Below are 24,765 nucleotides of genomic sequence, written 5' to 3'. Positions count from 1 at the left end.
TCTCACAGGGGACCAGCCCGGGCACGCCCCGTCGCACCCGACACCGCGACAAGTACCGTGACATCCATTCCGTCGACATTGCACTCCTGGAGTTCTCCTCCCGCGTTGAGCGCTGCGGTCCCGGCAGCCGCGACGCACGGATCATCACCGAACCACAGTGCCGTCGCCGCGGTAACGGCCGAGAGATCCGCAGAGACCCATGCGCGGTGTCTGGCCAGAAGTTCACCGGTGGCATCGAACACGATCAACGCGAGCACCATGAATGCGGCGGCGGCGGTTGCGGCGATGAGTGTCGTCGATCCTCTCTCACTCTGTCGCACCGGGGTACTCCACGGGATAGAAAGCTCTGGCCGTGGCCACCCCGAACGGAGCGGGAACGGAAACTGTTGCGGTGACTGTCCCTGCATGCTCCGTGACGGCGATTCTGGTTCCAGGGCCTGGGTGGATCTCCTTTCCCACCGCGTGTGCACGGGCCACGGCACCCGCCAGATCGATTGCGGCGACATGCGCCGAAAGAGTCACGACGCCCGCTGCGATGACGGCACAGACCACGATCAGCGCACTGATGGAGATGGCGGCCTCAATGGTCACCGATCCGTGCTCGTGCGTGCGCGTCGATGTTTCCGGCATCACGCACCGGGTCCGCCGGACAGGGCATCGAGAACGATGCCACGGATCGCGTCAACGACGTCAGATCCCGTGATCACCGTGTACAGCACCGCAGCCAGCGCCGCTGCCGCGATGCTTCCCATGGCGTATTCGATCGTGCTCATGCCGTCGTCGTTGTACAGCGAATGGAAGGGCGTAGCCACCTTGCCGACCTCAGTCGGCCCGGAGTACGGGCTCTCAGATGCAACCGGGTGTGCGGAGTGCGTGGGGGGCGTGGTTTCAGGGGTCATGGTATTTTCCTCAACTTTTCTTTCTGAGATTCTGGATGATGGTGATGATGGGGTCCATGTCCGGCCTCAGCCGAGCAATTGACCGCCGAGACTGATCACGATCGGGACCAACCCGAGGAGAATGAACGCGGGCAGGAAACAGAGGGTCAGGGGCAAAGCGATAAGCACTCCCGCACGTTCCGCCGCACCTACAGCTTCATCTGCGGCATCCTCGCGTAACCGACGGGCAATGCGCTCACATCCTGCGGATACGGTCGCTCCGGATTCCCCGGAGTGTAGGGCGATACGCGCGAGTTCATCGAGCCCCCGGACTCTCGTGAGCACCTGCCAGGCATCAGCGCCGGGTGCACCGACTGCGATCAGGGCCCCCGCTGTCCGCCATGCGTCCACGGTCGTGGGACCGGCGGCGGCAGCGACTGCGGTGATGACTGTTTCGGTGGGGAGTCCGGCGGCAGTGCATGCTGCGAACAACTCAATGTCTGCGGCGACGTCGAGTGGCGAGGCCTGAGCTGGGTGATCACGAGGCTGTTTGGGTTCGTGTCCGGTCGCCACACGAATCCGGTGGAACGGGGAAGGTGGTGCGCAGAGAGCGGCGGCGGCGAGAATGAGCAACGTCGCTGCGCCCCAGAGGGCCGTATCTGTCATGGTGCACCCCCTGCAGCACGAAGAACGATGATCCTCGACGAGACAATTCCCGCGCAGGTGAGCAGCACTCCACCGAGTAACAGCAGACCTCCGGCGCCACCACCGGTCAGCAGTTCGATCGGATGCGCCCCCATCAGTATTCCCATCAGCATCCCGAAGGGAGGAAGGAGCGTGAGCACGAGGGCGCTCGCCTGTGGCCCCTGGAGCGCGGCTTGTGTGCGACTCCGGTGACGGATCCGAGCGTCGGTACGGCTCCTCGCCTGGTCAAGAAGCGTGGCCAGGGGAATCCCGTAACTTTCGGATAGTTCCCATAACCGGCCGGCGGCGGCGAGATCAGGCAGATCACCGGCCTCAGCTAGAGTCATGGCCGCTCCCGACCCCGTGGCGGCACGCCGGGCTGCGGTACACAGCACTTCCGTGATCGACGCCGGGACTTGCCCGCGCTCCCCCAAACTCTCTGATATGGATCTCACGGCATCCGGCATGGCGGTTCCGGCGTGGAGATCGGCCACGAGCCGACTGATTATGTCTGCGGTGGCATCTGCGACGCGTGCCCGCTGCCGGTATCGTCGCGCACTGAAGACCCACCAGGTGCATGTTATGACCGCAACAATCAGGGACAGGGAGACGGTCAGCGGTGTGAGAAAGACAAAGGGGACAGCGAGGACAAGGAGGAAGATACCGGGCATGACGCGGGTGGATCTCACGGGGCAACCCCGTGAGATCCGGGTTCCCGGAGCGGGTGGGCCGAACAGACAGGCGACCGCCAGAATGAGGAGCGGAATCATCGGGAAACCATCTCCCGTAGGTCAGCGAAACCAGCTAGTTCGCCCGCATCTGCATCCCAGACCGGTAACACCCTGATCGGATTGTCACGCAAGACCCCGATCTGGTGGACCCGTCGGTCACCGGCCGGGGAACGGTGTACTGACACCACCACCCGGAGTGCCGCGGTGAGCTGGGAATGCAGTGCGGTCCGCTGCAGACCTCCGAGCGCCGCGAGCGCTTCAAATCGTGCAGGCACCTCGGTCAGGCTGTTCGCGTGTACGGTTCCCGCGCCTCCATCGTGGCCGGTGTTTAGCGCGGTTAGGAGATCAACGACTTCCGCACCTCGAATCTCTCCCACGACGATCCGATCGGGACGCATTCTCAGTGCCTGCCGCAGCAGACTGGACATGGTAATCTCACCGGCCCCCTCGGTGTTCGCTGGGCGGGCCACAAGGTTGACCACATGAGGATGGGGCGGATGGAGTTCCGCTGTGTCTTCGATGCACACAATACGTTCGTGGTGGGGTACCTCGGCGAGCAGTGCTGATAGGAGCGTGGTTTTACCGGAGCCTGTCCCACCGACCACCAGCAGTGAGTGCCGGGAACGCACCACATAACGCAACAGTTCGGCGATTTCGGAGGGCATCGCTCCCCCTGCGGCAAGGGCCTCCAGGCGCATCGTTGCCTGCCGCAGTACCCGGAGGCTGATGCAGGTCCCGTTCTCGGCGGGAGGTGAAAGTAGTGCATGGACCCGGACCGCGGTACCGTCAGCCCGGTGCATCCTTCCGTCAGCGAACGGGTGGGCGTCATCGAGGCGCCTGCCGCAGAGAGCCGCGAGCCGTGTCGCCAGACGGCGGACCTCCGCGTCGGAGGTGAAGCTGCTCTCCGCACGCTGCATGCCTTCGCCACTGTCGTACCAGACTTCGTCGGGGCCATTGACCACGACATCAGTGACACCTTCCACCGAGAGCACAGGTTCGAGTGGCCCAGCGCCCGTGGAGTCGTACCGCAGTTGACGGAGCACCTCGAGTACCTCGACGTCACTGATCACGCCGGCTTCCTGCCGGATGACCTGGGCTGTGTGGCGCTGATCCAGAATGGCTCCCGCGTGACTGGATTCCTCGGCAAGGCGCCGACGTACCCGCTCCACGAGGGATTCTCTGCGTGTCATCACAGATCCCGGAATTCGGCGACGGCGGCACGAGCAACAACCGCCAGAGCCTTCGGCGGTCTCATCGGGAGCCCGTGGATCTCACATGACTTAGCCAGGCCCGCGATCTGTCCGAGTTCCGCGAGACAGTCCGTCGCCGTGAAACGTTCCATTTCCGCAACGTCGATGCCGGACCATCCCCGGTGCCGGAGCACAGTGCACACCGGTGTCTTCCGCGCCGCGAATTTCGCGGTAAGTGAAGCTGCGGCAGCCACCGCCCGAACCTCCGCCGGTACCAGGAGTATCACGAGGTCGCAGCACTCGACGGCGAGGTCGGCGCCACGGGCTCCGGCGGGTAGGTCGAGCACGGCAGTGCCGGAACCCGATCGGACGCAGGTCAGTGCCGCAGCCAGTGTTCCGGAATCCAAGGTGAAGGGGTCGGTGATCCTGCTCCGGGCGGCGGACAGGACGGTGATGCCATCAGCACTTCGGGGAAGCGCATTGCGAAGATCATCGAGTTCCACACGCCCACGCCCCAGGGTGACCTCCGGCCACCGGGCCCCGGGTGTGTCCTCCATGCAGAGCAGTAGATCCAGGCCGCCGGACTTGTCCACAGCGTCAATGAGAAGTGGACGATCGTCAGCGAGTTCGCGGGCAACCGCCGCAGCGAGAGTGCTGGTACCGGCCCCTCCAACGGCACCGAGTATCCCGAGCACTCTGCCACGGGTGTCCGTCGTGGTCTGATCCCCCAGTGCCGCCAGCAGTTCCGGTGACTGCGCGGGAAGCACGAAAGCCGCCTCCGCATGACAGCTCATCGCCGTTCTCCAGTCGACCGGCCCCGGGTCCGCTGCAAGGAGGTAAAGGTGCGGGTGGCGGGCCCCGGAACGGAAGCAACCAGCACCATCAGAATCCACGAGGACTGCGTGTGCCCGACGGGCGTGTCGGTTGACCTCCTCGGGGTCGGGCATATCGATGACCGGACGACCAGTGACAGTGGCCACGTGGATGGCCTCAGGATGGAGAACCGGGTCCGTGACCGCGACGAGGATGGGTTTGTCCGCTGTGCTCATACACCAGAGCCTCACGTATCCGATGATCCCGTCGCACGAGCGTTCCACTGTGCTGTGGAGAACCATCCCGAAACCGGAAAATTCAACAGCCTCGGTGGACTATCCCCGGGTCGTGAACATAGGGAGGACATGGGGACGGCCCGCGTATCGGGGGGGTGTTACGCGGGCCGTCGTAACCCGGTCTCGGGGGGGTGTGACCGGGGCGGGCCGCACAGTATATCGGGGCCCAGCAGTGGCAATTATGTCATAGACATTCGACAGGTTCAACAATCCCCCCGTGCATGGACTCATGCATGTAACCGCATCACGCCCTCCACCGATATACGAGCCAGAGACCGCGGCACCGAACCGCGAGGGCCGGGCCGCGAAAGGAGCACCCCATTAACCACATTGATTCACACCAGCCCCACAAGCTTCATGCCACCTGTGGGTTTTCACCGGGGAATGAAGCTACACTGGTTCCCGTGTCTGAACAGCTCCCGACCCAAGACGTCACCACTGCACCAGTGGCGGCATTCTTCGATCTGGACAAGACAGTGATCGCCAGATCATCCGCCTATGCGTATGGCCGCGAGTTCATGAACAACGGCTTGATCACCCCCGCAGAAGCCCTCAAGATGACTCTGGCGCAGTCCACGTACATGCTCGCCGGGCATTCATCCGAACAGATGGACTCCACTCGGGATCACCTGGCGTCGATGGTCGCGGGATGGGATGTCGAACAGGTCCGCGGCATCGTCGAGGAGACACTTCATTCAGTGGTGACCCCCGCGATCTACGCTGAGGCACGCGCACTCATAGAACAGCACCGAGCGCGCGGACATGACGTGATCATTATCTCCGCATCCGCCGCTGAACTGGTCGAACCGATCGCACGGGAACTGGGAGTCCACCGCATCGTCACGACGCGACTGGGTACGGAACACGGAAAATTCACGGGAGAAGTCCTCTTCTACTGTAAGGGTGCCGCCAAACGGCAGGCGCTCCTCGACCTTGCCCGCGAACACTCCTACAATCTGGACCGCAGCTTCGCCTACTCAGACTCCGCCACCGACATTCCGATGCTTGAGGCCGTGGGTACCGCCGTCGCCGTCAACCCTGACCGGCCGCTGAAGAAGACAGCACTGCAGCGCGGCTGGGAAATTCGGACGTTCAAGAACCCGGAGCCACTGTTCCAGATGCCGAGCAGCCGCGATGTCGGGATTGGTACGGGCATCGCCGCGGGAATCGCCGCTGTGACGGTGGGAGGCTTCTGGCTCGCCCGGCGTGCCCGCGCCTGATCCGCAACCTGATGACGGGTGTGCCGCCTGCACCACTCACAGAAGAGCGGCGATCCCCTCCGCTTCCGCCGCCCCCGCCACATACGAGCGCAGATGCAGATCAAGGAATCGTCCCACTCCGATTGCTCCCGTACCGAACTCCTTTCCGGCAGCCAGGTATTCCGCTCGGTGACGGTTGAGCCAGGGCTCAGGCACCGCCAGACCCCGCGGATCAAAACCGCCGGCCACGGCAGCCAGTCGGGATATGGCCCGCGCAATGACACCACTACGTTCACCGAATGGGACGGTAGAGAGTATCTGGCCGTGCATGACCCCGGGCAGGAGATCCGGATCTGCACCGGCGGTCACGGTGGTTGCCAGCACCGCCAGTTCGGCTGAGGCCCTGACGGGACGCCCGGTGCCACCCGCGAGTACGTCCATTCGCGCCAGCACTTGCAGCGGAGAACGCAAGAACACGCGTGCGGTTTCCTGAACGAGGTCAGGGGCCAGGATGCTGTAGACGTCCAGTGCACGGGTGAGGATCTCCGGGTCTTCGCCCGTGGCCCGGTCGATCATTGCTCCTGCACGCGCCCCTCGCAATACGGATTCTGCACCGGTGATCTCCGGACGACGTAGATTGACCGGTCTGCGGTGCACGGCGGCGAGTGCTGCTCGGGCTTGAGAAGCGGATTCCGACACTCCGGGCAGGTCCCGCAGTGGTGCCAGTGGATCTCGTCTGGGTTTCACGGCACCAGGGTAACCGTCCTTCAGGGTGTTCCCCGCAGTCAGCACATCGACCGTTCGGGGCTCCTGCCCCGGCAGATCCGGGCACTCCATAGCTCCTGCGGTTCGCACAAAGCCCGTGTTCATGGCACGATTGACTGTATTGAACTGACAGTGCCCCCGCAGTGTTCATCCCGTACTCTCAATCAGTACTGTCGCACACACCATATTTCACCCACGTGGAGGACAACCTACCGTGAGCAACTCCGATGGCCTTTTCACAGACGGAAAAGACTCATTCACCCCCAAAGTGAGCAGCATCCCTCTGTCCGATGTCGATACCCGTGCAGCCGGCCAGGGTTCCATCGGCGACCTGGTCTCTGATGCCACCGCGCAGATGTCCACTCTGATCCGTGGTGAAATTGAGCTCGCCAAGACCGAGCTAGCGCAGGAAGCCAAGAAGGGTGCCGTCGGTGGCGGCATGTTCGCGGTCGCCGGTACCATCGCTCTTTACAGTTCTTTCTTCTTTTTCTTCTTCCTGGCAGAACTGCTCGCCACCTGGCTGGACCGCTGGGCCGCTTTCCTCATCGTATTCCTGTTCATGGTCGTCCTCGCCGCCGTGGTCGCCTTCATCGGATACAAGAAGGTGAAGAAGGTCGGTGCCCCGAAGAAGACCATTGATTCGGTCCAGAAACTCAAGACCCTGGTTCCCGGTCAGGCCGAGAAGAAGCTCGAGACGTCATCCCGCAAAGGCATGCTTACCTAAGACACACTGTTTGTCTGTCTCTCTCCTTCGCCCCGCCCCGACGTCTTACGCCGGGGCGGGCTTGTCATTCTGCCCCGTTTCACGGCCCCCACGGAAAGGATGTGAAACGCTTGTTCCGCAAGAAGGGAAAACCGAATCCGCCGTCCGTCGTCGCTCTCGACGGTCCGTGGAGCCACGAGCGTGTCTATGCTCGCGGCATGCGCTTCCATGTGGCGACGATCGGTCATCCCACCGCACCATTGATCGTGCTCCTGCACGGTGCGTTCGGCGGCTGGTTCGATTACCGGGAGGTGATGGAGCCGCTGGCTGCCGCCGGTTTCCGCGTCGCAGCCGTCGACATGCGCGGATACGGCATGTCTGACAAACCTCCCCGGGAGTATGAGTTGCGCTACGCCGTGGGTGACATCTCCGATGTGATCGACGCCCTCGGTGATTCCGGCGCCATCGTCATCGGTTCCGGTACCGGCGGAGCGGTCGCATGGACGCTGGCAGCGAACTATCCACAGTGCGTCAATGCACTCATCTCCGTGTCAGCTTCCCACCCTATCGAGATGAACCGCGTCATCGCCGCGCGATTTTGGCAGCACACTGTTCCGCTGACCCGCGCATTGGCAGTACGTCTCCCTGCACGGTTGGCTCCGGATCCCGTGAAACTGGCGCGCCTCGACCTGGCAACGAACACGGCGGTTCCCTTCCATCGAACCAGTCGCTTCGCTGATTACCTGGAACTTCGGATTCAGGCCGCCAGAATCGATAACGCGGGGCCTGCGATGATGCGGAACGCCCGACTTGAGACGGCGCAGCTTCCCGCCAAGTGGGTCTCCACGAAGGTTGAGGCTCCTGTGCTCTGGATCAGTGGGGCGAACAGTACCTGGCGGGCTCTCGCCGCGCGGAACGCTCGCCGTTCAGTCGGGCACTGGGTTCAGACAACCGTCCCCGGGACCAAGAACCTCCCCCATATCGAGGACCCGAAGACTTTCACGAGACTCGCCACAGGTTTCCTCGCTGATCAACTCCCCCGGCAGTGACCGCCCGGATCAGCGGACCACGCATTCTCGGGTGTCCACCGGTTCGGTGAGCTGAGTGATGTCGCCGATCCTGCCCTGCACCTCATCCGCAGTAAGGGTGTACCCCACATCGGTGTTCTCGGTGGCTGCGCCGAAGACGACTCCGAGGACCTCTCCCCGATCATTGACCATGGGGCCCCCCGAGTTACCCTGACGGATCGTGCCGCGCACCGTGTACGCCTCACGTTCGACACGTCCGGTGGCGTAAATGTCGGGGCCGTTGATGGTAAGGCGTTCACGAATCCGGGCGGGCGCAGCCTCGAAGGGACCGGACTTGGGATAGCCCATGACGATGGCTTCCACACCGCTGGGTGCTGGTTCAGGTGCCCATTTCAGTGCAGGTAGGTCGAGGTTTTCGGCGCGGAGAACCGCGATGTCCTCCTCGGGATCGTAGAGGACGACACGGGCTTCCTTGACGCCGAGTACGGTGTCGAGGAGCACCTCATCTGTCCCAGCGACGACATGTGCGTTGGTGATGACGAGATCGGGGGCAGCGACGAAACCGGAACCCATGAGCCGACGACGGCACTGGTGGGCGTCGCCGAGCACATGGATGACGCTGGGGCGCAGTGCCTCGACAAGGGCGGGGTCACTGACTTCCGGGGCTGGCGCATCCACGTGTTTGACCCTGCCGTCGAAGGGGGAGACCATAGGCGGGAGTCCGGTGTCGTTGAGCATCGCGGAAATTTTGTCGGGCAGGGTGTCCAGTACGTCCGGGGTGGACTTGTCGACAATCCCGAGCACCACTGAATTGCGGATTCCCCGCGCTATGGGTCCGGTGATCCCACTTGCGAGGGTACTGGCGACGAGCCAGGTGACGATAAGGGTGGCTAACGCCTGGAAGATCGCCCCGATGACGGAATCGATGATCAGGGTGCGCCGAAAACGGACAGATTCGCGGAGCCCAGAACCCGTGACTCCACCGATGAGGTTGCCGAAAGCGACGAGGGCGAGGACGGTACCGAGGGCGTAAAGGTATCGGAGTGCGGTCGAGTCGGTGTAGCTCATCACAGCAGGCGCGAGTGCTGCGCCGCAGATCAGACCTGCAAGCACTCCGACAGTGGACAGTACCGAGGCAAACGCTCCCTGCCGCCAGCCCCCCCCAGAAAGAAAGGAGCACGGCGGTGACGAGTATGCCGTCGACAATAAGCTGCGGGGACTCTGTCACTTCGTTGGATCTTCCTTACTTTGTCCCTTGGGCGGGGTGGGGCGGTCCGGGATCATATTCTGGCCGCGAGTTACAGCAGCCCTTCATTATTGCGCGAGCGTGCGAGGGCGTCGTGGAGGTTGTGCACCGTGTCGCGATCCCAGGGGCGTTCCCAGCCAGCCTGATGGAATGCGGCGTCGAGCAGTCCGGCGGTGAATCCCCAGATGAGGAAACCATCGATGGTGAACGCTGTTCCACGCCAGTTGTTCCAGCCGACGGTGAGTCTGTTCGCCGGGTCCGTGAGGTGCATGAGAGGAACCTCGAACACCTCGTCTGCCTCATCGGGGCTGACCACTCCGACCGGTGTACGGGTGTGCCAGTAGGCGACGATCGGGTGCACCGGATACCCAGATGCACGAATGTGCACATCATCGAGCTGGGCGAGTGGTGTGGTGCTGGTGCGGTCGAGGCCAGTTTCCTCCCACGCTTCACGGAGTGCGCAGTCGACGGCGTTAGCGTCTCCGGGGTCAACCCTTCCACCGGGGAACGCTATCTGTCCCGAATGGGAGCGCATCGTCGACGAGCGGTGGGTCAGGAGAATCCCGGCGTCATTGGGAAGTTCCGCGGACACTTCCGTCCCGGAGAAGAGCATCAGTACGGCGGCGCGCCGGGCGCGGTCACCACCTGAGCGGGAATGTGCAGGTAGGCGGCGGTGCAGTTCTCCCGAGGTCACACTGTCGACGAGCCTGCGCATCCACACTGGTGCAGCGTGCGGCAGTAGGTCGGTGTTCTCACCGGGCCGGTCGACGACGGTGTGTCTGTCACCCCGCCCGATTCCTGCGTCACGGTCGGTCATGACAGTGCTCCGTCCACTGCCGCACGGATTTCCTCGACACTGGTGAACGTCCGGGGGAACGTTCCACGGACCGCGCCATCAGCATCCGTGACCACGGTGACCGGAACGACACCGGGTAATCCGAGTGTTCCCGCGAATATTCCGTGGGGGTCAGCGTAACTGGGCAACCCAATGCCCCAGTCATTGAGCTTGTCGACGCCTGCTTCCGTGGTTGCATCCGCATGGACCGCGACCACGGTGTACTCCGGGTGCTGCTTCGCGAAACTGTCGAAGAGCGGCATCTCCTCGCGGCAGGGCGCACACCACCACGCCCAGACGACGGCGATCGTGGGACGGGCAGCGGGGGCCTCCGCAGTGTGCCCGAGGCAGTCCAGTTCCACTCCGGCGACGGCAGGGCCGGGACAGTCTGGGCGCCCCTCTGCACTATCGGGGAGAACGGATGTCCGGTCCACGGCGCTCTCCACCGGCACCGGGTGGGTGCCGGGTTCAGGGGAGTCTTCGTTGACGGCACGGAGCATCGCGGGCACAGCGAGGATGACAAGAACAGTGAACACGAGGGCAGCGGCGATACCCCAACCGAGACTCCGGTTCATGCAACCACTCCCGCGAGTTCGAGGAGGTGTTCACGGTCGTCGCTGGTTATCAGGCGGGCAGCTTCGGCGGGTTCCGTGGGGCCTGCAGCGCCGAAAGAGGGGCAGTCAGCCGCCAGGAAGCAGGCTCCGCAGGCAGGTTTTCGGGAGTGACAGACGCGACGACCATGCCAGATCATGCGGTGCGAAAAGATCGTCCACTCGCGGCGTTCGATGAGTTCGCACAAGTCACGTTCCACCTTGACCGGATCGTCGTTGAGTGTCAGGCCCATTCTGCGGGAGAGCCGACCGAGATGCGTGTCGACAGTGATCCCCGGGACACCGAAGGCGTCGCCGAGGACGACGTTCGCGGTTTTTCGGCCGACTCCGGGGAGTTTCACGAGTTCTTCCAAGCTATCGGGGACTTCTCCGCCGTGATCGTCGACGAGGGCTCGGCCGATACCGATGAGGCTCCGGGACTTGGCCCGGAAGAAACCTGTCGGCCGGATGATCTCCTCAATCCCCTCCTGGTCCGCGTGGGCGTAGTCCACGGCGGTGGGATAAGCGGCGAAGAGCGCGGGAGTTACCTGGTTGACCCGGACATCAGTGGTCTGGGCACTGAGTACGGTGGCGACGAGAAGTTCGAGGGGGGATGAGAAGTCGAGGTCGCAGCGAGCTTCCGGGTAGCCGACGGCGAGAGTCCGGTTAATTCTTCGGGCCCGACGTGTGCGCCCGAGCGGCGTCTCCCGACCGGAAGCTGCCGGGTGCGATCCCACCCGGGGGCGGTTCCGGCTGGTGAGTGTGGAGGGAGAGGCTGACATGACAACCACTGTAGTCGGCAGTAGGACGGACACCGGAACGTCCTTCGACGTCGGGTTTCGGGACAACTCCGAAATCCGATGCCGTGAAACCCTGAAGGGGGCTAGACTATGGAAATATGACCCTCATCGCCGTAATTCTCGTTCCCATGGTTCTCGCCGTGTTCGCGATGCAGATGGAACGCTTCGAGGCTTATTCCACACGATGCACCACCGCTGCACCCGTGGAGGTCTTCACCGAGTAGCGGCACAATGCACCGACTGCAGCAGGGTTGGTTGATGGTCAGCGACACACGAACGCGGGGAAACACTCCGGGGACTACCACGGGGGTTCGAAACGGTCACACAAGGCGTGCGTTCGTGACATAAAACATAGTAGAGTGTTGGGGAACAGCGTTATATTTCTACCGCACAAGTTTTTCCGTCACATGCCCACGGGCGAAGTAAGTGAGCTGGAGAATCTGCGGACCCAGCCTGTCCCTTACATGCGGACCTGCTTCATCTGATTAGGAGAAACGAGTGGAAGCCGTACAGGAGATTCTGTCCCGCGCAGGTATCTTTCAGGGCGTCGATCCCGTCGCCGTCACCAACCTCATCCAGGAACTTGATACGGTGCGCTACCCGCGCGGCACCACGATCTTCGACGAGGGTGAGCCCGGGGACCGGCTCTACATCATCACCTCCGGCAAGGTGAAACTCGCCCGGCACGCCGCGGATGGGCGTGAGAACCTCCTCACCGTCATGGGCCCCTCGGACATGTTCGGTGAACTCTCCATCTTCGATCCCGGCCCCCGCACCTCTTCGGCCGTGTGCGTCACCGAGGTTCAGGCCGCAACGATGAACTCCGAGATGCTCCGCAAGTGGATCAGCGACCACCCGGAGATCTCCGAGCAGCTTCTCCGGGTACTGGCCCGCCGCCTCCGCCGGACAAACGCCTCCCTCGCCGACCTCATCTTCACCGATGTGCCCGGCCGAGTGGCCAAGACCCTGCTGCAACTCGCGAACCGCTTCGGCACCCAGGAGGGCGGGGCACTGCGGGTCAACCACGACCTCACCCAGGAAGAGATCGCCCAACTCGTCGGCGCCTCCCGCGAAACCGTGAACAAAGCCCTGGCCACGTTCGCACACCGCGGCTGGATCCGCCTCGAAGGCAAGAGCGTCCTGATCTGCGACACCGAGCACCTTGCCAAGCGAGCACGCTAGTTCAAGCCACATACAACCCGCCCCACGCCGACCGTGAGGCGGGTTTTCACGTGCCCACCGGATGTCTCTCACCCACACCGGACCCAGCCCTCTCGGACGACGGTCACCCGTCGGGGACGCGCCCCCCCCCGGAACGGACCGACGGTCCCACCGCAGACATCCGGGCGCCCGGTACCGGCCCCTAACACGGGGAGTAGCCCACCCCATCCCCGGAGGTACCGGCGACACGGGGAATCCCCGGTCATTGCCCCTCCTACCCCGGGCCATGCCGACCCAGGGAGAGCGTGGGGACGTGAAAAACAGCTTTTCGCCCCCCTCCCCCAAAAATCGCCCCCAGGTTGATGCTACTTATTCGGTTTTTCATGCAAAATTAGCGCCTTTAACATGCACTTTAGCTGAGGCCATGATAATTGATGGGTGATTTTCCCCTAATTTATATTGGTTCCGCTGGTTTACTTCACTTAACAGGCGGTGCAGCCCGGTCTCCACACCCCGGCCCCTCCGGTGTCCGGAAACAGGCTGCACCCACCACTTTTCCAGGAAGAGGACAATCGACGTGTTCCAGAACAGACCAGGGAGAACGCTGCTAGCCGCCATTGTCTCAGCCAGCCTTCTCGTGACCCTCGCGCAACCGGCGGGCGCCGTTCCCACCGTGAATGACCCGGCACCGGGCATCTCCATCACGCAGAACATCAACGACGGTCCCGCGGAGTTCTCCGACACCAGGGTGGAAGCGGTCCCCGTCGCCGAACCCCCACTGCCCCCGGCACTCGCGGGCCTACCACTGCCCCCGGGTTTCTCACCACAGCAGTTCGCCATACTGGGTGGGGCGCTGGCCATTCTCGTGGCTCTCGGCGCAGTGCTCTTCGGACTGTTCTCCGGGGGCGGCTCCTCCGGAAAGACGAAGGACGACCCGACGGAGACAACCACTCCCCCGGAGACCTCGACGACACCGGCACCGGTACCGACAACACCCAGTTCGACGCCGTCGCCGACACCAACGCCGACAACGACGTCATCTAGTTCGACCACGACGACCTCTCCGACGGTGACGGAGCCGAGCACCAGCGAAACCTCCACCACCCCGGAGCCCACGCCAGACCCGTCCCCAGAGCCCACGACCCCGGCACCAGAGCCCGGCAACCTTCCGACGCAGACCGAGGAGGTCAAACCCAGCCCGGACGAGGCGATCGAGCAAGTTCAGGTTAACCCGATGGCCCGCGGCGCCGATGAAGCCGAGGCCATGGCGATCCTCGCCACCGACGACGGTGAAGTGACCGTCGAGGGAACCCATGTCATCCCGGACAGCGTCGTCGCTGAATCCAAACTCCTCCCGGGCACGGTCCTCTCCATCCCTCCGTCACCGGGCGCACCGACCGGCGCCATCGTCAAGATCGAGTCGGTCACCGATGATCCCTCGAACCCGGATGCGGAGATCGTCGTCACGAGCGAGGGAACGCTGAGCGACATCGTCAAGGAGACCCCTGGTTCCATCACCATCGAAGGCACCTTCGCCGATGACACCCTCATCCCCGCAGAAGGCGTCACCCCACTGACTGTTAAGGAACGGGCCTTCAACAAGACCTTCGACGGCCCATCACTGCCTTTTACCGCAGATCTCAAACGATATGCCCCCGACATGGATACCGCGAAACTCTCCGGAAACCTGAAGTCGCGCGCCTTCCTCACCCTGGACGCCGGACTGTTCAAGGGCGTCCAAGAGTTCTCCATGACCGCCGAGGTGTCCATGAACGCACGGCTCGACTTGGAGAAGCACGTCGCCTACGACAAGGAGTTCGATTTCCCGCTCATCGTTCCCCACGCGTACCCCGTCACCTTCACGGTGGGGCCCGTCCCGATCCACGGAACCGTGACCCCGAAGGCGAACTTCCAGGCCTCCATCCATGCGACGGGTGACTTCAACTACCACCCGAGCTTCACCACCGGCATGCAGACCGGCGTCCGCTACCAGAACAACAACTTCGGCCCCGTGGATCACCGGTGGTTCACCCCGTCCGGTGTCGACGACATCTCGATCAAGGGCAAGGCGACCATCACCGCCGGCATCATCGCCGGCGTGGACATCTCCCTGTACCAGACGCTCTCCAGCAACGGCGACGCCACCATCGAGGCCATTCTCACCGTCACCCTGAACAACACCGACCTGCAGTGTGACCTGGTGGCCAACTTCCGTCCGAGTCTCTCCCTGCACGCCCAGGTCCCGTTGACGAACCTGAAGTGGGATCGGCGGATCGGCGGCTTCAGCGCGGTGCTCTGGTCCAATGACCGCAACCTGTGCAGCTTCTCCACCGACCCGGGTGGCGGTTCCGGCGACGGCACCGGAGACGGATCGGGAGATGGCTCAGATCCGGGTTCCGATCCAGGCGGCGATACCGGGGACACCCCCGGCTACGACAGGAACAACGTCATCCCCGATGAAGCGCTGCGCGTGTTCATCAACAAAAGACTGGGCAAAGAGGACCTGACCTCTCCGGTGACCCAGGATGAGCTGGACGGGGCACTGATCCGGTCACTGGACATTGACAGCGGGACGAATATGCCCGACGGGAGCTACAGATCCTACGAGACACTCGAGGGGATCCAATACATCAGGAGTCTCGAGGAACTCAAGATCGGCTATATTTTCACAGGGTCAATGGACTACAACGCGCATATTCCCGATCTGTCGATCCTCCCGCACCTCTCCGAACTCAAGATCTACGGTGCGTCCCAGCACGATTTCGACGAGGCTGCGGGAACCTTCCCGGCACTCGCATCCGTGACTCTGAGGCACGGCAATTTCAGACATCTCCCCTCGGCGATGTTCGAGCACCCGGCTAATGCCACCTACGCCCCACCGCTGCGCCGCATCTCGATCAGCAATCTGCCCTACCTCGCGGCCCTTCCGGAGAGCCTGGGCCAGCAGACCACGCTGGACAGTATCTACATACACCGCACCGCGATCTCCACCCTCCCGGCCAGTATCGGGAACATCACGTCACTCAAAAGCCTGTACCTCGAATACAACGCGAATCTTCGCTCTCTTCCGGACAGCATCGGCAACTCACCCTCACTCAGCAGTCTGACAGTCACCCATTCCCCGGCGCTCACCTCACTCCCGGAGAGCCTGTTTGACGTGATATCCCTGCGCTCGGTTGAAATCAGTAATACAGGCCTGTCGACGCTCCCCGACAACCTGGGAAATGCGGAGTTCCTCAACTCACTCAATGTGTCAGACAACCGCCTGAAAACCCTCCCCGATTCCATCGGAAACCTGCACACCTTGAGTACCCTGGACGTTTCCGGGAATGCGCTCAGCGCGCTACCCGAATCGGTGACCACACTGTATTCCCTCTCGACGCTGTACGCGGGCGGGAACCGCCTCGAGTCCCTTCCCGACAGCTGGGAGAACATGGGGACCCTGTACTACCTCAGCCTTTCCGACAATCTCCTGCGGGACAACATCCCGGAATCCTTCGGCGAGATGCCCAGTCTCAAATATCTGCATCTGTCCGGCAACGGCATCACTCAGATGCCGGAGTTCCTGAAACACAGACTCCACCCGACCGGGGTCAGGGCCCACGTCTACCTGGAACGAAACCCGATCACGACGGTCCCGGAATTCGTTCTCACCTCCCATGCCGACATCTATCTCTACGGGACGGGAATCCGTCCGGATGACCCGGTTGTCCTGAAGGCAGGTGAAGACGGCAACGACGTGGGATTCAGCTTCTCCGGCTAGTAGGAGTCCAGTTCGCTCCATCCCCGCCGACACGACCGAAAGCCCCGCCCCCATTCCGCATCGCGCGGGAAAGGGGCGGGGCTTTCCACCGCCACCAGGGTTTACCCTGACGGTGTACCGGCGGGAACGACCCGGAGTTTCTCTTACTCGCCGTTGGCTTCCAGGTACCGCAGGGTGACGCGGGTCGACTGCTCAGCCGCGCCCCGGAGCACCGGGTCTACGTCGGTATAGATCTCGTCGACGATGGTCTTCAGCGGAATGTCCTTGCCGAGGCGGGCGCGCACCTCGCGGACCTGGCGGAGGCGCTGCTCGCGGCGGTCGATGTACTTGCGGGCCATCTGCGCGGTGCTCGGCAGATCGGGGCCGTGGGCGGGGAGCAGGCGGATGCCGTCGCCCTCTTTCTCCAGCATGTGGAGGGTGTCGAGGTAGAGGCCCAGGTCGCCATCGGTCTCGGAGATCATGGTGGTGTGCCGGCCCGCGATGGTGTCACCGGTGACGATGCCCTCGAGAGTGGACTCGTGGGGGACGCCGCTCCAGATGAAGAAGCAGGCGGAATCGGAAGTGTGCCCCGGGGTGTGGCGGACCTCGATCTGCGGGGTGACGCCCTCGAGTGAGATGATCTCCCGATCCTCCAGCGGGTCGCCCTCGCGGCAGTAGGTCTTGTCGAAGGCCCGGACGGGCGCACCGGTGAGCTGGCGGAACCGGCCGGTGGAGTCGGCGTGGTCGTGGTGCCGGTGGGTGATCAGGATCAGCGCGACCTCGCTGGCCTTGCTGTTGAGGACGTTGAGGTGGCCCTCGTCCTCCGGTCCCGGGTCGATGACGATGCTCCGTGGATCACCCTCCGCACGGATCACCCAAGAGTTGGTTCCCTCCAGGGACGCGTAGGACGGGTTCGGACTGAGGACAACTGCAGCTGACGGTGTGACCGGACGCAGCTGGCTGTAGGCGGGGTGCTCCATGCCCACTAGCTTAACCGCCAGTCGCGCCCACGTACGGTGTTACTCCTTGATTTCCACCACAATCTCCACCTCAACGGGTGAACCGAGCGGTAGTTCGTACACCCCGACGGCGGATCGCGCATGCCGTCCCGCGTTCCCGAAAATCTCGGCGAGGGTGTCGGAGGCACCGTTGAGTACTGCGGCCTGGGCGTTGAACCCTTCGGCGGAGGCGACGAAACCGGTCACCTTGAGCACCCGGGAGACGTTGTCGATGCCGACGAGCGAATCTACTGCGGCGAGTGCGTTGAGCGCGCAGGTGCGTGCCAGGTGCGCGGCATCGTCGACGCTGACGTCCGCACCGACCTTGCCGGTCGCGACAAGTGCGCCGTCGACGATGGGAAGTTGACCAGAGGTCCACACCTGGTCACCCACCCGAATCGCCGGCTGGTAGGACCCTGCGGGAGCCGCGACTGAGGGGAGAGTGATTCCGAGTTCCTGCAGACGTTGTGAGTTCCCCATATCAGTCCTTCGGGCGCTTCATGTAGGCGACGACGTTCTCCGGGTTCGGCCCCGGGACAACGGTGACGAGTTCCCAGCCATCCTCGCCCCAGGTGTCGAGGATTTGCTTGGTGGCGTGCGTGAGCAGTGGAACAGTGGCATATTCCCAGGTGGTTTTAGTCATGCCTCACACTGTAGGCGACGGGCATCGCAGGGGAAAGCACCACGATCCGCGCACGGATCGGAGTTCGCGCAGTCTCTCTCGGCGAGTGCACCTGAAATCCGGGACGCTGACCGGGCTTTGGGCGCAGATGCCGATAACGTCGATACGGGCTATGGCTAGATGCCGACCAATTCACCACCGGAGGCGAGATACTCGGCCCAGTTACTGATGTGCGGGTTCTTACGCAAGAGGGCCCGGCGCTGGCGTTCCGTCAGCCCACCCCAGACACCGAATTCAACTCGGTTGTCCAGGGCATCGGCGCGACATTCCGTGAGAACCGGGCAGCGGCGGCAGATCACTGCGGCCTTCCGCTGTGCGGCGCCGCGGACGAACAGAGCATCCGGGTCGCCTTCGCGGCACTTGGCCCGGGTGACCCAGTCACCGCGACTCGGGGAGGTGGAGACGTTCGGTGCGGTGCCTGCGCCGCCGGCGAAGTAGGGGTTCGTGCGCGGATCCTGGATAAGTGATGCGGTCATCGCTGATCTCTCCTACTGCATGCCTTCACTGACGCATGTAAGTGTATTCACACTGCACACCCGATGTCGAATGCGTCACATCGGTGGGTGGAGTGGACTTTTCCACGGGCGCGCAATTGTTACGTAAGGTAAAAGGGTGTCTCTCGTGAAATCCCTCTCCAAGACCGTCGGCGCAATCGTGGCCGTCGGAGTCCTCGGCGCAGCCGTCGTCGCCCCGGTTGCCGGAGTCTCCGGGCTTGCCGTTGCCCGGACGCAGGAGGCGATGGAATCCAACCTCGCTGACCTGACCAATGGCGAGGCTCCCGGCGTGACCGAAATGGTGGATGCCCACGGTAACCACATGGCGTGGCTGTATAAACAGCGTCGTTTCGAAGTCAACGGTGACCAGATCGCCCCCTCAATGAAGCAGGCGATCGTCAGTGTTGAGGATCGTCGTTTCTACGAGCACGAGGGCGTCGACTGGCAGGGAACCATCCGGGCCATGGTCACCAACATCTTCTCCGGGTCCGTGCAACAGGGCGCATCCACACTCGACCAGCAGTATGTGAAGAATTATCTGCTGCTTGTCGACGCCGAGGATGCGGCGGAACAGGCCGCTGCCACCGAAACCAGCTACGCACGCAAGCTCCGCGAGATGCGCATGGCCTCCGATCTGGAGCAGCTCCTGACCAAGGACGAGATACTCACGCGCTACCTCAACATCGTCCCCTTCGGAAACGGTGCCTACGGTATCGAGGCAGCCGCCCAGACCTACTTTGGAATCCCCGCCAGTGACCTCAACGTCGCACAGTCCGCGATGCTCGCGGGCATCGTCCAGTCGTCGTCCATCCTCAACCCATACACCAATGAGGAGGGCGTAACTCTGCGGCGAAACACCGTCCTGGACACGATGGTCGCGACTGGGGCGATCACCCCGGAGGGGGCAGCGGAAATTAAGCAGCAACCCCTCGGCGTACTCCCGAAACCCAACGAGCTGCCCCGCGGATGCATAGCCGCAGGAAACCGGGGTTTCTTCTGCGATCATGTCCTTCGCTATCTAGCAGAGAAGGGCATCAGCCTCGATGAACTCGAGAAGGGGGCATACCGGGTGGAGACCACCCTGGACCCCAACATCCAGGACATCACACACAGTGCGGTCGTTAGCCAGGTCAATCCCATGGCCGACGGTGTCGCCGGTGTGATGGATGTCATCGAGCCCGGGGAGAATGACCGACCCATCCGCGCCATGGTGTCCTCCCGAAACTACGGCCTGAACCTGGAGGCCGGAGAGACCGTGCTCCCGCAGACCTCGACCCGTGTGGGTAGCGGCGCTGGCTCTGTGTTCAAGATCTTCACTGCGGCTGCGGCACTCGAAAAGGGTATCGGCGTGGACACGGTCCTCGATGTTCCCACCCGCTACGAAGCTAGGAATCTCGGTACCGGTGGTGCGCAGAACTGCCCACCGAACACCTACTGCGTCGAAAACGCCGGGGTTTACAAACCGAAGATGACCCTCAAGGATGCACTCGCCCACTCCCCCAACACGACGTTCGTGAAGCTCATCGAGACGGTTGGGGTGAAACCCACCGTCGACATGGCGGTGAAACTGGGTCTCCGGGACTACACGGACCCGGGGAGCTTCGATGGTGAGTCCTCCATCGCGGAGTACATGAAGGACAAGAACCTGGGTTCCTTCACTCTCGGCCCCACCGCGGTCAACCCACTCGAGCTGTCCAATGTCGCAGCGACAATCGCCTCCGGCGGCGTTTGGTGTGAGCCGAACCCAATCGTGCGCGTCACCGACCGTCACGGTAAAGAAATCGCTCTGGATCAACCGGAGTGCGAACGCGTCCTTGACCAAGGCATCGCGTACGCACTCGAGGAGGGTCTCTCGCAGGACGTCATCTCTGGTACAGCGGCCGATGCCGCCCGGGCGGCTGGATGGTCGGCGCCCACTGCTGCGAAGACCGGCACGACCGAATCTCACCAGTCCGCCGCCTTCATGGGACTGAACAGTGGTTTCGCCGCAGCACCCTACATCTACAACGACGGAACCACGATCTCCCCACTGTGTACCTCCCCACTACGCCAGTGCCCAAACGGGGATCTTTACGGTGGTATGGAGGCTGCCCGCACCTGGTTTAGTGCGGCTTCCCAGATCCCCGCCGCAACTGGCGGAGGACTCGGCATGGTCGACGGCCGCTACCGACAAGGCACCGCCGTCGCCGACCTCCCGCAGGTATCCGGCCTGAGTGAGGATGACGCACGGAAGAAGATCACCGCCGAGGGCTACGCAATCCGGACGCAGTATGTACCAGGAAATGGGATACCGCTCGGGCGTGCCGTCAACGTGGTTCCCGCACAGGAACCCCTGTTCGAGGGTGGCGAGGTCATCCTGCAGCTATCCGATGGGTCCCGCCCTGTCTCCGTCCCCTCGGTTCCGGCGCCCGAGTCCCAGCCACGCGACCGTCGACAAGCGCCCGATCCCGGGGAGACCGTGGAGAGCCTGCAGAACGCACTCAACAATCTTCTCCGGGAGAACGGATTCTGAACGTAGTCAGGCCCGCTGCAGCCGCTCCCTGACCGCAGCGGAGAGCCGTTTCCCGTCTGCTCGTCCCGCCGCTGCAGCCTGGGCTGCTTTCATGACCTGCCCCATCTGTTTCATCGTGACCGGGACCCCGGTTCCTGCTTCGACTTCTGCAACGGCAGCGTCAACAACCTTCGTGAGTTCCGAATCATCGAGTTGCGCAGGTTGGTAGCGCGACAGGATCTCGGCCTCGGTCTCCTCTGCGTCGGCGAGTTCCGTGCGCCCGGCCTCCCGGTAGATCTCCGCGGACTCGCGACGCTTCTTGATCTCCCTGGCTATCAACCGGAGAACGTCCTCGTCCCCGACCTCATGTTTGGCACCTGAGACAGCCTCGGTCTGGATCGCCGCGAGAAGACTACGCAACGTACGCTTGGTGTCTTCATCACGCGACTTCATGGCTGCGGTCAGGTCTGCACGGACGGCATCAGTCAACTCACTCATGCCGTCCACGATACGCTGGACGGGTGCAACTGAACACGAACCTCATCCTCCGATACACCCTCACCGCCGCTGGTACAGCCGCCGCGGGTGGGGCCGCCCTCGCCGCCTGGGGAACCCAGGAACTGGTGAACTTCCGGCTCCACGAGGTCACGGTCCCGGTACTGCCGCCCGGTACACTGCGCGGCGGCAGTGACTTCCGGATTCTGCACATCAGCGACTTACACATGCTCCCCGGCCAGGAGGCGAAAAGCGCATGGGTGAACACCCTCGTGGATACGGATCCAGACCTGGTGGTCAACACCGGGGACAATCTCGGGGACCCAAAATCCGTTCCTGACGTGCTCCGGGCACTCAGCCCGCTGATGGAGCGGCCCGGGCTTTTCGTGTTCGGGAGCAACGACTACTGGGCCCCCCGCCCGGTCAACCCACTCGGCTACCTCGTCAACCGGAGGCGTCCGGTCAGTGACGTGGAACTGCCGTGGCGGGGAATGCGTGCCGCCTTCATCGAACACGGATGGCTCGACGCAACCCACGCCCGGAGAGAGTTCAAGGCCGGGCATGTGCGGATCGCCGCCGCAGGTGTCGACGATCCGCACCACGATCTCGACAATTACGACACGATAGCGGGTCCGCCACACCGGGACTGTGATCTCGCACTCGCACTGTCACACGCCCCGGAACCCCGAATTCTCCGGCGCTTCGCCGATGATGGCTACCATCTCGCTCTGTGCGGTCATACCCACGGCGGCCAGATCTGCCTCCCCGGAGGTCACCCCATCGTCACCAACTGCGGCATCAATCCCGAGCGCGCCAAGGGACTCAGCAGGTTCGGGCCGATGTACCTCCACGTATCCGAGGGGCTGGGTACCTCCCGCTACGCTCCGATACGGCTGTTCTGCCCTCCCGCAGCAACACTCCTCCGCATCACCGAGCTTCCCTGACACAGACCGTGAACCAGCATCCATCTGCGGTTTTGCCCGGAACGCGACCGTAGGATAAAGTGTTCCGGGTAGCAGATAGTTTCTACACACCGGGATATGGCGCAGCTTGGTAGCGTGCCTCGTTCGGGACGAGGAGGTCGCAGGTTCAAATCCTGTTATCCCGACCATCACTTGTGGGCGGCGAACTTGAACAGTTCGCCGCCCACAGGTTTTTCTTTCCCCGGTTACACCCGCCACCGTATCCGGTGCATGCCTTGGCACGGCGATCAGCCACCTGTGGTACCGAACGAGGTGGCCTGCTCTTCGGAGGGGACCAGCCCAGCGCATCCCTCCGGAACCCCCGACCCCGGGGCAGATTCGGGGGCCGTGTCCGCGACGGGGCCGATTCTCGCGATGATGACGGCCCCGAAGACCACGAGGGCACCGAGTACAGCGACAGTCACCCACAGCACGGGTCCTGCGGTCCCGGAACCGAGTTCGCTCAGTGCGGCTGCCGGATATCCGGACGGAGTCAGAGCAGTGAGCACCCGCCAGAAGGTCGACACCTCCGCACCGTTCACGGTGTTCGACCAGACATGCCCGAGGACGCCCACCTGGGCCGCCAACCCGGTGATGAGGACGATCCGGCCGGTCATCGGCCCCAGTAGAGTCATCAGCGCCCGCCCGAGAATGGATCCCGCCACCGCAGTGAGAGTGACGACGAGCAGCACCGCACCGAGTAAAACACTGTCTGAGGGGCGCGCCGCAGTGGCCACAAAGGCTGCGCCAGTCACAGCGACACCGAGAATCGCGGTGACCGGCGCGCTGAATACCACGCGGAACGCTGTTCCGCTGGTGGTACCAGAACTGTTCCCCACCCGCCGGGGCACCGGTTTGCCGACCAGCCACAGGCAGGTCGCCGCGAGCCACACGAGTATTGCGGTGAACAATGCGTTCATCGGGTTCATGCCTGTGTCAATGCTATTTCCGACGTCCGTCGGGGAGTTACCGGGGCTACCGGTGCGTCCGGATGTCAGTCCAGCATGGATCGCATTGACCTTGTTTTCGTTCGCCTCCGCCATGGTACGGATGCGTTCGGCACCCGCCCGGAGTTCGTCGGCGCCGCTCTGTAGAGCACGGCTCCCTTCATCGAGTTCGTGGAGGCCATCACTCAGTGACCGGGAACCTGTAACCGCACTGTAGACACCGTCGTGAAACGGCTGCCCGGGAGTGGAGAGCTGTTCAGCCACCTGACGAGAACCACTCCGCAGTTCATTCAACTGGCCGAGCATCTGCGGATCGACGCGGAAATTGACCACCTCAACCCGGAGCTTGACCAGTTCCATCCGCAGTCGCGGCGATTCCGGGTGTTTCGATGTGGCGAGGGTGGCATCCAGTTCATCGAGGACTCCGAGGAGCTGATCTCGGGCAAGGGGCATCGCTTCTATCTGTTCGACGGCGCGGGCGACTCCGTCGGCGACCTGTGTGGCACCGACCCCGAGCTGCCCGGTACCCGCCTGCAGTTTGACCAGTCCGTCGGTGAGCTGCTGCGCCCCTTCAGCCGCTTTCGCGGCCCCCTCCGAGAGTCGTTTGCTTCCGTCTGCGAGTTCCCCCGCGCCGACAGTGAGCTCTCTCGTACCGGTGACGAGAAAACCCGCCTGGGTATCCGCTTCACCGGCCGCGCGGCGCACTGCGACAAGATCGGCGCTCCCCGTGGCTGAAGAAACTGCCACCCCTGTTCCGTTACTCTCCCTCCCGTCATCGGGTCTGGGGCTGCCCGCTGTGGTCAGATCCGTATCCGTTACCGTGCTGTACACAGCTCCGGCAGCCACCGGCAGGAGCAGTAGCAGGCTCAGCAGGGCACGGGTGACGGTCATTCCGGTTCGTCTCATACCTTGAAATCTATCGTCAACGCAGGTGCCCGGATGTCACGGCGCACCGGACAGTTGTCCGTTCGGGTTTCTGCCCGGCGCATGACCTTCCCCGACGACCACGGCTGACAGCATTCCCGTGACCTCCGA

25 protein-coding genes, 1 tRNA gene and 1 pseudogene are annotated in these 24,765 nt (G+C 63.2%); 9 read left to right on the top strand and 18 right to left on the bottom strand.

Features of this window, described 5'->3' with window-relative positions; translation table 11 throughout:
• Window positions 1-2: 2 nt before the first annotated feature.
• From QWU43_RS06655 to ssd, 7 genes are all read right to left on the bottom strand, one after another.
• Window positions 3-320, bottom strand: coding sequence for an Rv3654c family TadE-like protein (locus QWU43_RS06655; RefSeq protein WP_370914661.1), 318 nt, complete (start codon window positions 318-320; stop codon window positions 3-5).
• Entirely contained in the window at window positions 307-630 is a 324-nt protein-coding gene (locus QWU43_RS06650; protein WP_370917443.1) for a hypothetical protein, read from the bottom strand. The genes QWU43_RS06655 and QWU43_RS06650 overlap by 14 nt, the downstream gene beginning before the upstream one ends.
• Window positions 630-812, bottom strand: coding sequence for a DUF4244 domain-containing protein (locus QWU43_RS06645; protein WP_370914913.1), 183 nt, complete (start codon window positions 810-812; stop codon window positions 630-632). Before QWU43_RS06645 ends, QWU43_RS06650 begins: the two co-directional genes overlap by 1 nt.
• A 153-nt stretch (window positions 813-965) precedes the next feature.
• Complete coding sequence (locus tag QWU43_RS06640; protein WP_370914663.1) at window positions 966-1,544, bottom strand: type II secretion system F family protein; 579 nt, start codon at window positions 1,542-1,544, stop codon at window positions 966-968.
• Window positions 1,541-2,251, bottom strand: a complete 711-nt coding sequence (locus QWU43_RS06635; RefSeq protein WP_370917442.1) for a type II secretion system F family protein — start codon at window positions 2,249-2,251, stop codon at window positions 1,541-1,543. Before QWU43_RS06635 ends, QWU43_RS06640 begins: the two co-directional genes overlap by 4 nt.
• A gap of 77 nt (window positions 2,252-2,328) precedes the next feature.
• Window positions 2,329-3,483, bottom strand: a complete 1,155-nt coding sequence (locus QWU43_RS06630; RefSeq protein ID WP_370914665.1) for a TadA family conjugal transfer-associated ATPase — start codon at window positions 3,481-3,483, stop codon at window positions 2,329-2,331.
• Window positions 3,483-4,532, bottom strand: a complete 1,050-nt coding sequence (ssd, locus tag QWU43_RS06625; RefSeq protein ID WP_370917441.1) for a septum site-determining protein Ssd — start codon at window positions 4,530-4,532, stop codon at window positions 3,483-3,485. The genes QWU43_RS06630 and ssd overlap by 1 nt, the downstream gene beginning before the upstream one ends.
• Window positions 4,533-4,987: 455 nt before the next feature.
• On the opposite strand from ssd, the gene QWU43_RS06620 reads away from it, so the two are divergent.
• Window positions 4,988-5,812: an HAD family hydrolase gene (locus QWU43_RS06620; protein WP_370914914.1), complete on the top strand. Its 825-nt coding sequence runs from the start codon at window positions 4,988-4,990 to the stop codon at window positions 5,810-5,812.
• A gap of 36 nt (window positions 5,813-5,848) precedes the next feature.
• Here the strand turns inward: QWU43_RS06620 and QWU43_RS06615 are convergent, their stop codons facing one another.
• Window positions 5,849-6,661 carry a hypothetical protein gene (locus tag QWU43_RS06615; protein ID WP_370917440.1) on the bottom strand — a complete coding sequence of 271 codons (813 nt, stop codon included), beginning with the start codon at window positions 6,659-6,661 and terminating at the stop codon, window positions 5,849-5,851.
• Between the two features lie 109 nt (window positions 6,662-6,770).
• Here QWU43_RS06615 and QWU43_RS06610 point away from each other — a divergent pair, with 109 nt between their 5' ends.
• Both QWU43_RS06610 and QWU43_RS06605 read left to right on the top strand, forming a co-directional pair.
• Window positions 6,771-7,280, top strand: coding sequence for a phage holin family protein (locus QWU43_RS06610; RefSeq protein ID WP_370914668.1), 510 nt, complete (start codon window positions 6,771-6,773; stop codon window positions 7,278-7,280).
• 101 nt (window positions 7,281-7,381) lie between these two features.
• A complete protein-coding gene (locus tag QWU43_RS06605) occupies window positions 7,382-8,308 on the top strand; it encodes an alpha/beta fold hydrolase (RefSeq protein WP_370917439.1) in 927 nt (308 codons plus the stop codon).
• A gap of 9 nt (window positions 8,309-8,317) precedes the next feature.
• On the opposite strand, the pseudogene QWU43_RS06600 reads toward QWU43_RS06605, so the two are convergent.
• The 4 genes and pseudogenes from QWU43_RS06600 to nth all read right to left on the bottom strand — a co-directional run bounded on the left by QWU43_RS06600 (window position 8,318) and on the right by nth (window position 11,740).
• Window positions 8,318-9,515: pseudogene (locus QWU43_RS06600) on the bottom strand (MarP family serine protease).
• A 70-nt stretch (window positions 9,516-9,585) separates the two neighbouring features.
• Window positions 9,586-10,350, bottom strand: a complete 765-nt coding sequence (locus QWU43_RS06595; RefSeq protein ID WP_370917438.1) for a CoA pyrophosphatase — start codon at window positions 10,348-10,350, stop codon at window positions 9,586-9,588.
• Window positions 10,347-10,943 carry a TlpA family protein disulfide reductase gene (locus QWU43_RS06590; RefSeq protein WP_370917437.1) on the bottom strand — a complete coding sequence of 199 codons (597 nt, stop codon included), beginning with the start codon at window positions 10,941-10,943 and terminating at the stop codon, window positions 10,347-10,349. The genes QWU43_RS06595 and QWU43_RS06590 overlap by 4 nt, the downstream gene beginning before the upstream one ends.
• A complete protein-coding gene (nth, locus tag QWU43_RS06585; RefSeq protein ID WP_370917436.1) occupies window positions 10,940-11,740 on the bottom strand; it encodes an endonuclease III in 801 nt (266 codons plus the stop codon). Before nth ends, QWU43_RS06590 begins: the two co-directional genes overlap by 4 nt.
• 116 nt (window positions 11,741-11,856) lie before the next feature.
• Between nth and QWU43_RS06580 the strand changes: the two genes are divergently transcribed.
• The 3 genes from QWU43_RS06580 to QWU43_RS06570 all read left to right on the top strand — a co-directional run bounded on the left by QWU43_RS06580 (window position 11,857) and on the right by QWU43_RS06570 (window position 16,682).
• Entirely contained in the window at window positions 11,857-11,982 is a 126-nt protein-coding gene (locus tag QWU43_RS06580) for a hypothetical protein (RefSeq protein ID WP_370914674.1), read from the top strand.
• Window positions 11,983-12,256: 274 nt separating this feature from the next.
• Entirely contained in the window at window positions 12,257-12,940 is a 684-nt protein-coding gene (glxR, locus tag QWU43_RS06575; RefSeq protein WP_370914675.1) for a CRP-like cAMP-activated global transcriptional regulator GlxR, read from the top strand.
• Between the two features lie 556 nt (window positions 12,941-13,496).
• The gene (locus tag QWU43_RS06570) at window positions 13,497-16,682 is read left to right on the top strand and encodes a leucine-rich repeat domain-containing protein (RefSeq protein ID WP_370917435.1); all 3,186 of its coding nucleotides are present in this window, start codon (window positions 13,497-13,499) and stop codon (window positions 16,680-16,682) included.
• Window positions 16,683-16,825: 143 nt separating this feature from the next.
• On the opposite strand, the gene QWU43_RS06565 is transcribed toward QWU43_RS06570, so the two are convergent.
• The 4 genes from QWU43_RS06565 to QWU43_RS06550 form a co-directional block, all read right to left on the bottom strand.
• Window positions 16,826-17,641 (bottom strand): MBL fold metallo-hydrolase, encoded by an 816-nt coding sequence (locus QWU43_RS06565; protein ID WP_198735066.1) that lies wholly within the window; start codon window positions 17,639-17,641, stop codon window positions 16,826-16,828.
• A gap of 39 nt (window positions 17,642-17,680) precedes the next feature.
• Window positions 17,681-18,139 (bottom strand): RidA family protein, encoded by a 459-nt coding sequence (locus QWU43_RS06560; RefSeq protein WP_370917434.1) that lies wholly within the window; start codon window positions 18,137-18,139, stop codon window positions 17,681-17,683.
• 1 nt (window position 18,140) lies between these two features.
• Complete coding sequence (locus tag QWU43_RS06555; protein ID WP_370914678.1) at window positions 18,141-18,302, bottom strand: hypothetical protein; 162 nt, start codon at window positions 18,300-18,302, stop codon at window positions 18,141-18,143.
• 155 nt (window positions 18,303-18,457) lie between these two features.
• Window positions 18,458-18,817, bottom strand: a complete 360-nt coding sequence (locus QWU43_RS06550) for a WhiB family transcriptional regulator (protein ID WP_370917433.1) — start codon at window positions 18,815-18,817, stop codon at window positions 18,458-18,460.
• 136 nt (window positions 18,818-18,953) lie between these two features.
• Here QWU43_RS06550 and QWU43_RS06545 point away from each other — a divergent pair, with 136 nt between their 5' ends.
• Window positions 18,954-21,347 carry a transglycosylase domain-containing protein gene (locus tag QWU43_RS06545; RefSeq protein WP_370917432.1) on the top strand — a complete coding sequence of 798 codons (2,394 nt, stop codon included), beginning with the start codon at window positions 18,954-18,956 and terminating at the stop codon, window positions 21,345-21,347.
• A 6-nt stretch (window positions 21,348-21,353) separates the two neighbouring features.
• On the opposite strand, the gene QWU43_RS06540 is transcribed toward QWU43_RS06545, so the two are convergent.
• Window positions 21,354-21,824: a GatB/YqeY domain-containing protein gene (locus tag QWU43_RS06540; RefSeq protein WP_370914681.1), complete on the bottom strand. Its 471-nt coding sequence runs from the start codon at window positions 21,822-21,824 to the stop codon at window positions 21,354-21,356.
• Window positions 21,825-21,853: 29 nt separating this feature from the next.
• Here QWU43_RS06540 and QWU43_RS06535 point away from each other — a divergent pair, with 29 nt between their 5' ends.
• Window positions 21,854-22,765, top strand: a complete 912-nt coding sequence (locus tag QWU43_RS06535) for a metallophosphoesterase (protein ID WP_370917625.1) — start codon at window positions 21,854-21,856, stop codon at window positions 22,763-22,765.
• Between the two features lie 90 nt (window positions 22,766-22,855).
• Window positions 22,856-22,932 (top strand) — tRNA-Pro (locus QWU43_RS06530).
• A 99-nt stretch (window positions 22,933-23,031) separates the two neighbouring features.
• Here the strand turns inward: QWU43_RS06530 and QWU43_RS06525 are convergent.
• Window positions 23,032-24,636, bottom strand: coding sequence for a hypothetical protein (locus QWU43_RS06525; RefSeq protein WP_370917431.1), 1,605 nt, complete (start codon window positions 24,634-24,636; stop codon window positions 23,032-23,034).
• Window positions 24,637-24,765 lie beyond the last annotated feature (129 nt).

Origin of the sequence: Corynebacterium sp. CCM 9204 (assembly GCF_041357695.1) — a bacterium.
In the GTDB taxonomy this organism is placed as follows: Bacteria; Actinomycetota; Actinomycetes; order Mycobacteriales; family Mycobacteriaceae; genus Corynebacterium.
This window is presented reverse-complemented; position numbering and strand designations above follow the sequence as displayed.

Bases quoted from the DNA above. Each gene is read 5' to 3' on its own strand.
- QWU43_RS06565 (WP_198735066.1), bottom strand. From the start codon at position 17,641: ATGGAGCACCCCGCCTACAGCCAGCTGCGTCCGGTCACACCGTCAGCT.
- QWU43_RS06540 (WP_370914681.1), bottom strand. From the start codon at position 21,824: ATGAGTGAGTTGACTGATGCCGTCCGTGCAGACCTGACCGCAGCCATG.
- QWU43_RS06640 (WP_370914663.1), bottom strand. From the start codon at position 1,544: ATGACAGATACGGCCCTCTGGGGCGCAGCGACGTTGCTCATTCTCGCC.
- QWU43_RS06525 (WP_370917431.1), bottom strand. From the start codon at position 24,636: ATGAGACGAACCGGAATGACCGTCACCCGTGCCCTGCTGAGCCTGCTA.
- nth (WP_370917436.1), bottom strand. From the start codon at position 11,740: ATGTCAGCCTCTCCCTCCACACTCACCAGCCGGAACCGCCCCCGGGTG.
- QWU43_RS06630 (WP_370914665.1), bottom strand. From the start codon at position 3,483: ATGACACGCAGAGAATCCCTCGTGGAGCGGGTACGTCGGCGCCTTGCC.
- QWU43_RS06550 (WP_370917433.1), bottom strand. From the start codon at position 18,817: ATGACCGCATCACTTATCCAGGATCCGCGCACGAACCCCTACTTCGCC.
- QWU43_RS06650 (WP_370917443.1), bottom strand. From the start codon at position 630: ATGCCGGAAACATCGACGCGCACGCACGAGCACGGATCGGTGACCATT.
- QWU43_RS06595 (WP_370917438.1), bottom strand. From the start codon at position 10,350: ATGACCGACCGTGACGCAGGAATCGGGCGGGGTGACAGACACACCGTC.
- ssd (WP_370917441.1), bottom strand. From the start codon at position 4,532: ATGAGCACAGCGGACAAACCCATCCTCGTCGCGGTCACGGACCCGGTT.
- QWU43_RS06580 (WP_370914674.1), top strand. From the start codon at position 11,857: ATGACCCTCATCGCCGTAATTCTCGTTCCCATGGTTCTCGCCGTGTTC.
- QWU43_RS06560 (WP_370917434.1), bottom strand. From the start codon at position 18,139: ATGGGGAACTCACAACGTCTGCAGGAACTCGGAATCACTCTCCCCTCA.
- QWU43_RS06555 (WP_370914678.1), bottom strand. From the start codon at position 18,302: ATGACTAAAACCACCTGGGAATATGCCACTGTTCCACTGCTCACGCAC.
- QWU43_RS06590 (WP_370917437.1), bottom strand. From the start codon at position 10,943: ATGAACCGGAGTCTCGGTTGGGGTATCGCCGCTGCCCTCGTGTTCACT.
- QWU43_RS06615 (WP_370917440.1), bottom strand. From the start codon at position 6,661: ATGAACACGGGCTTTGTGCGAACCGCAGGAGCTATGGAGTGCCCGGAT.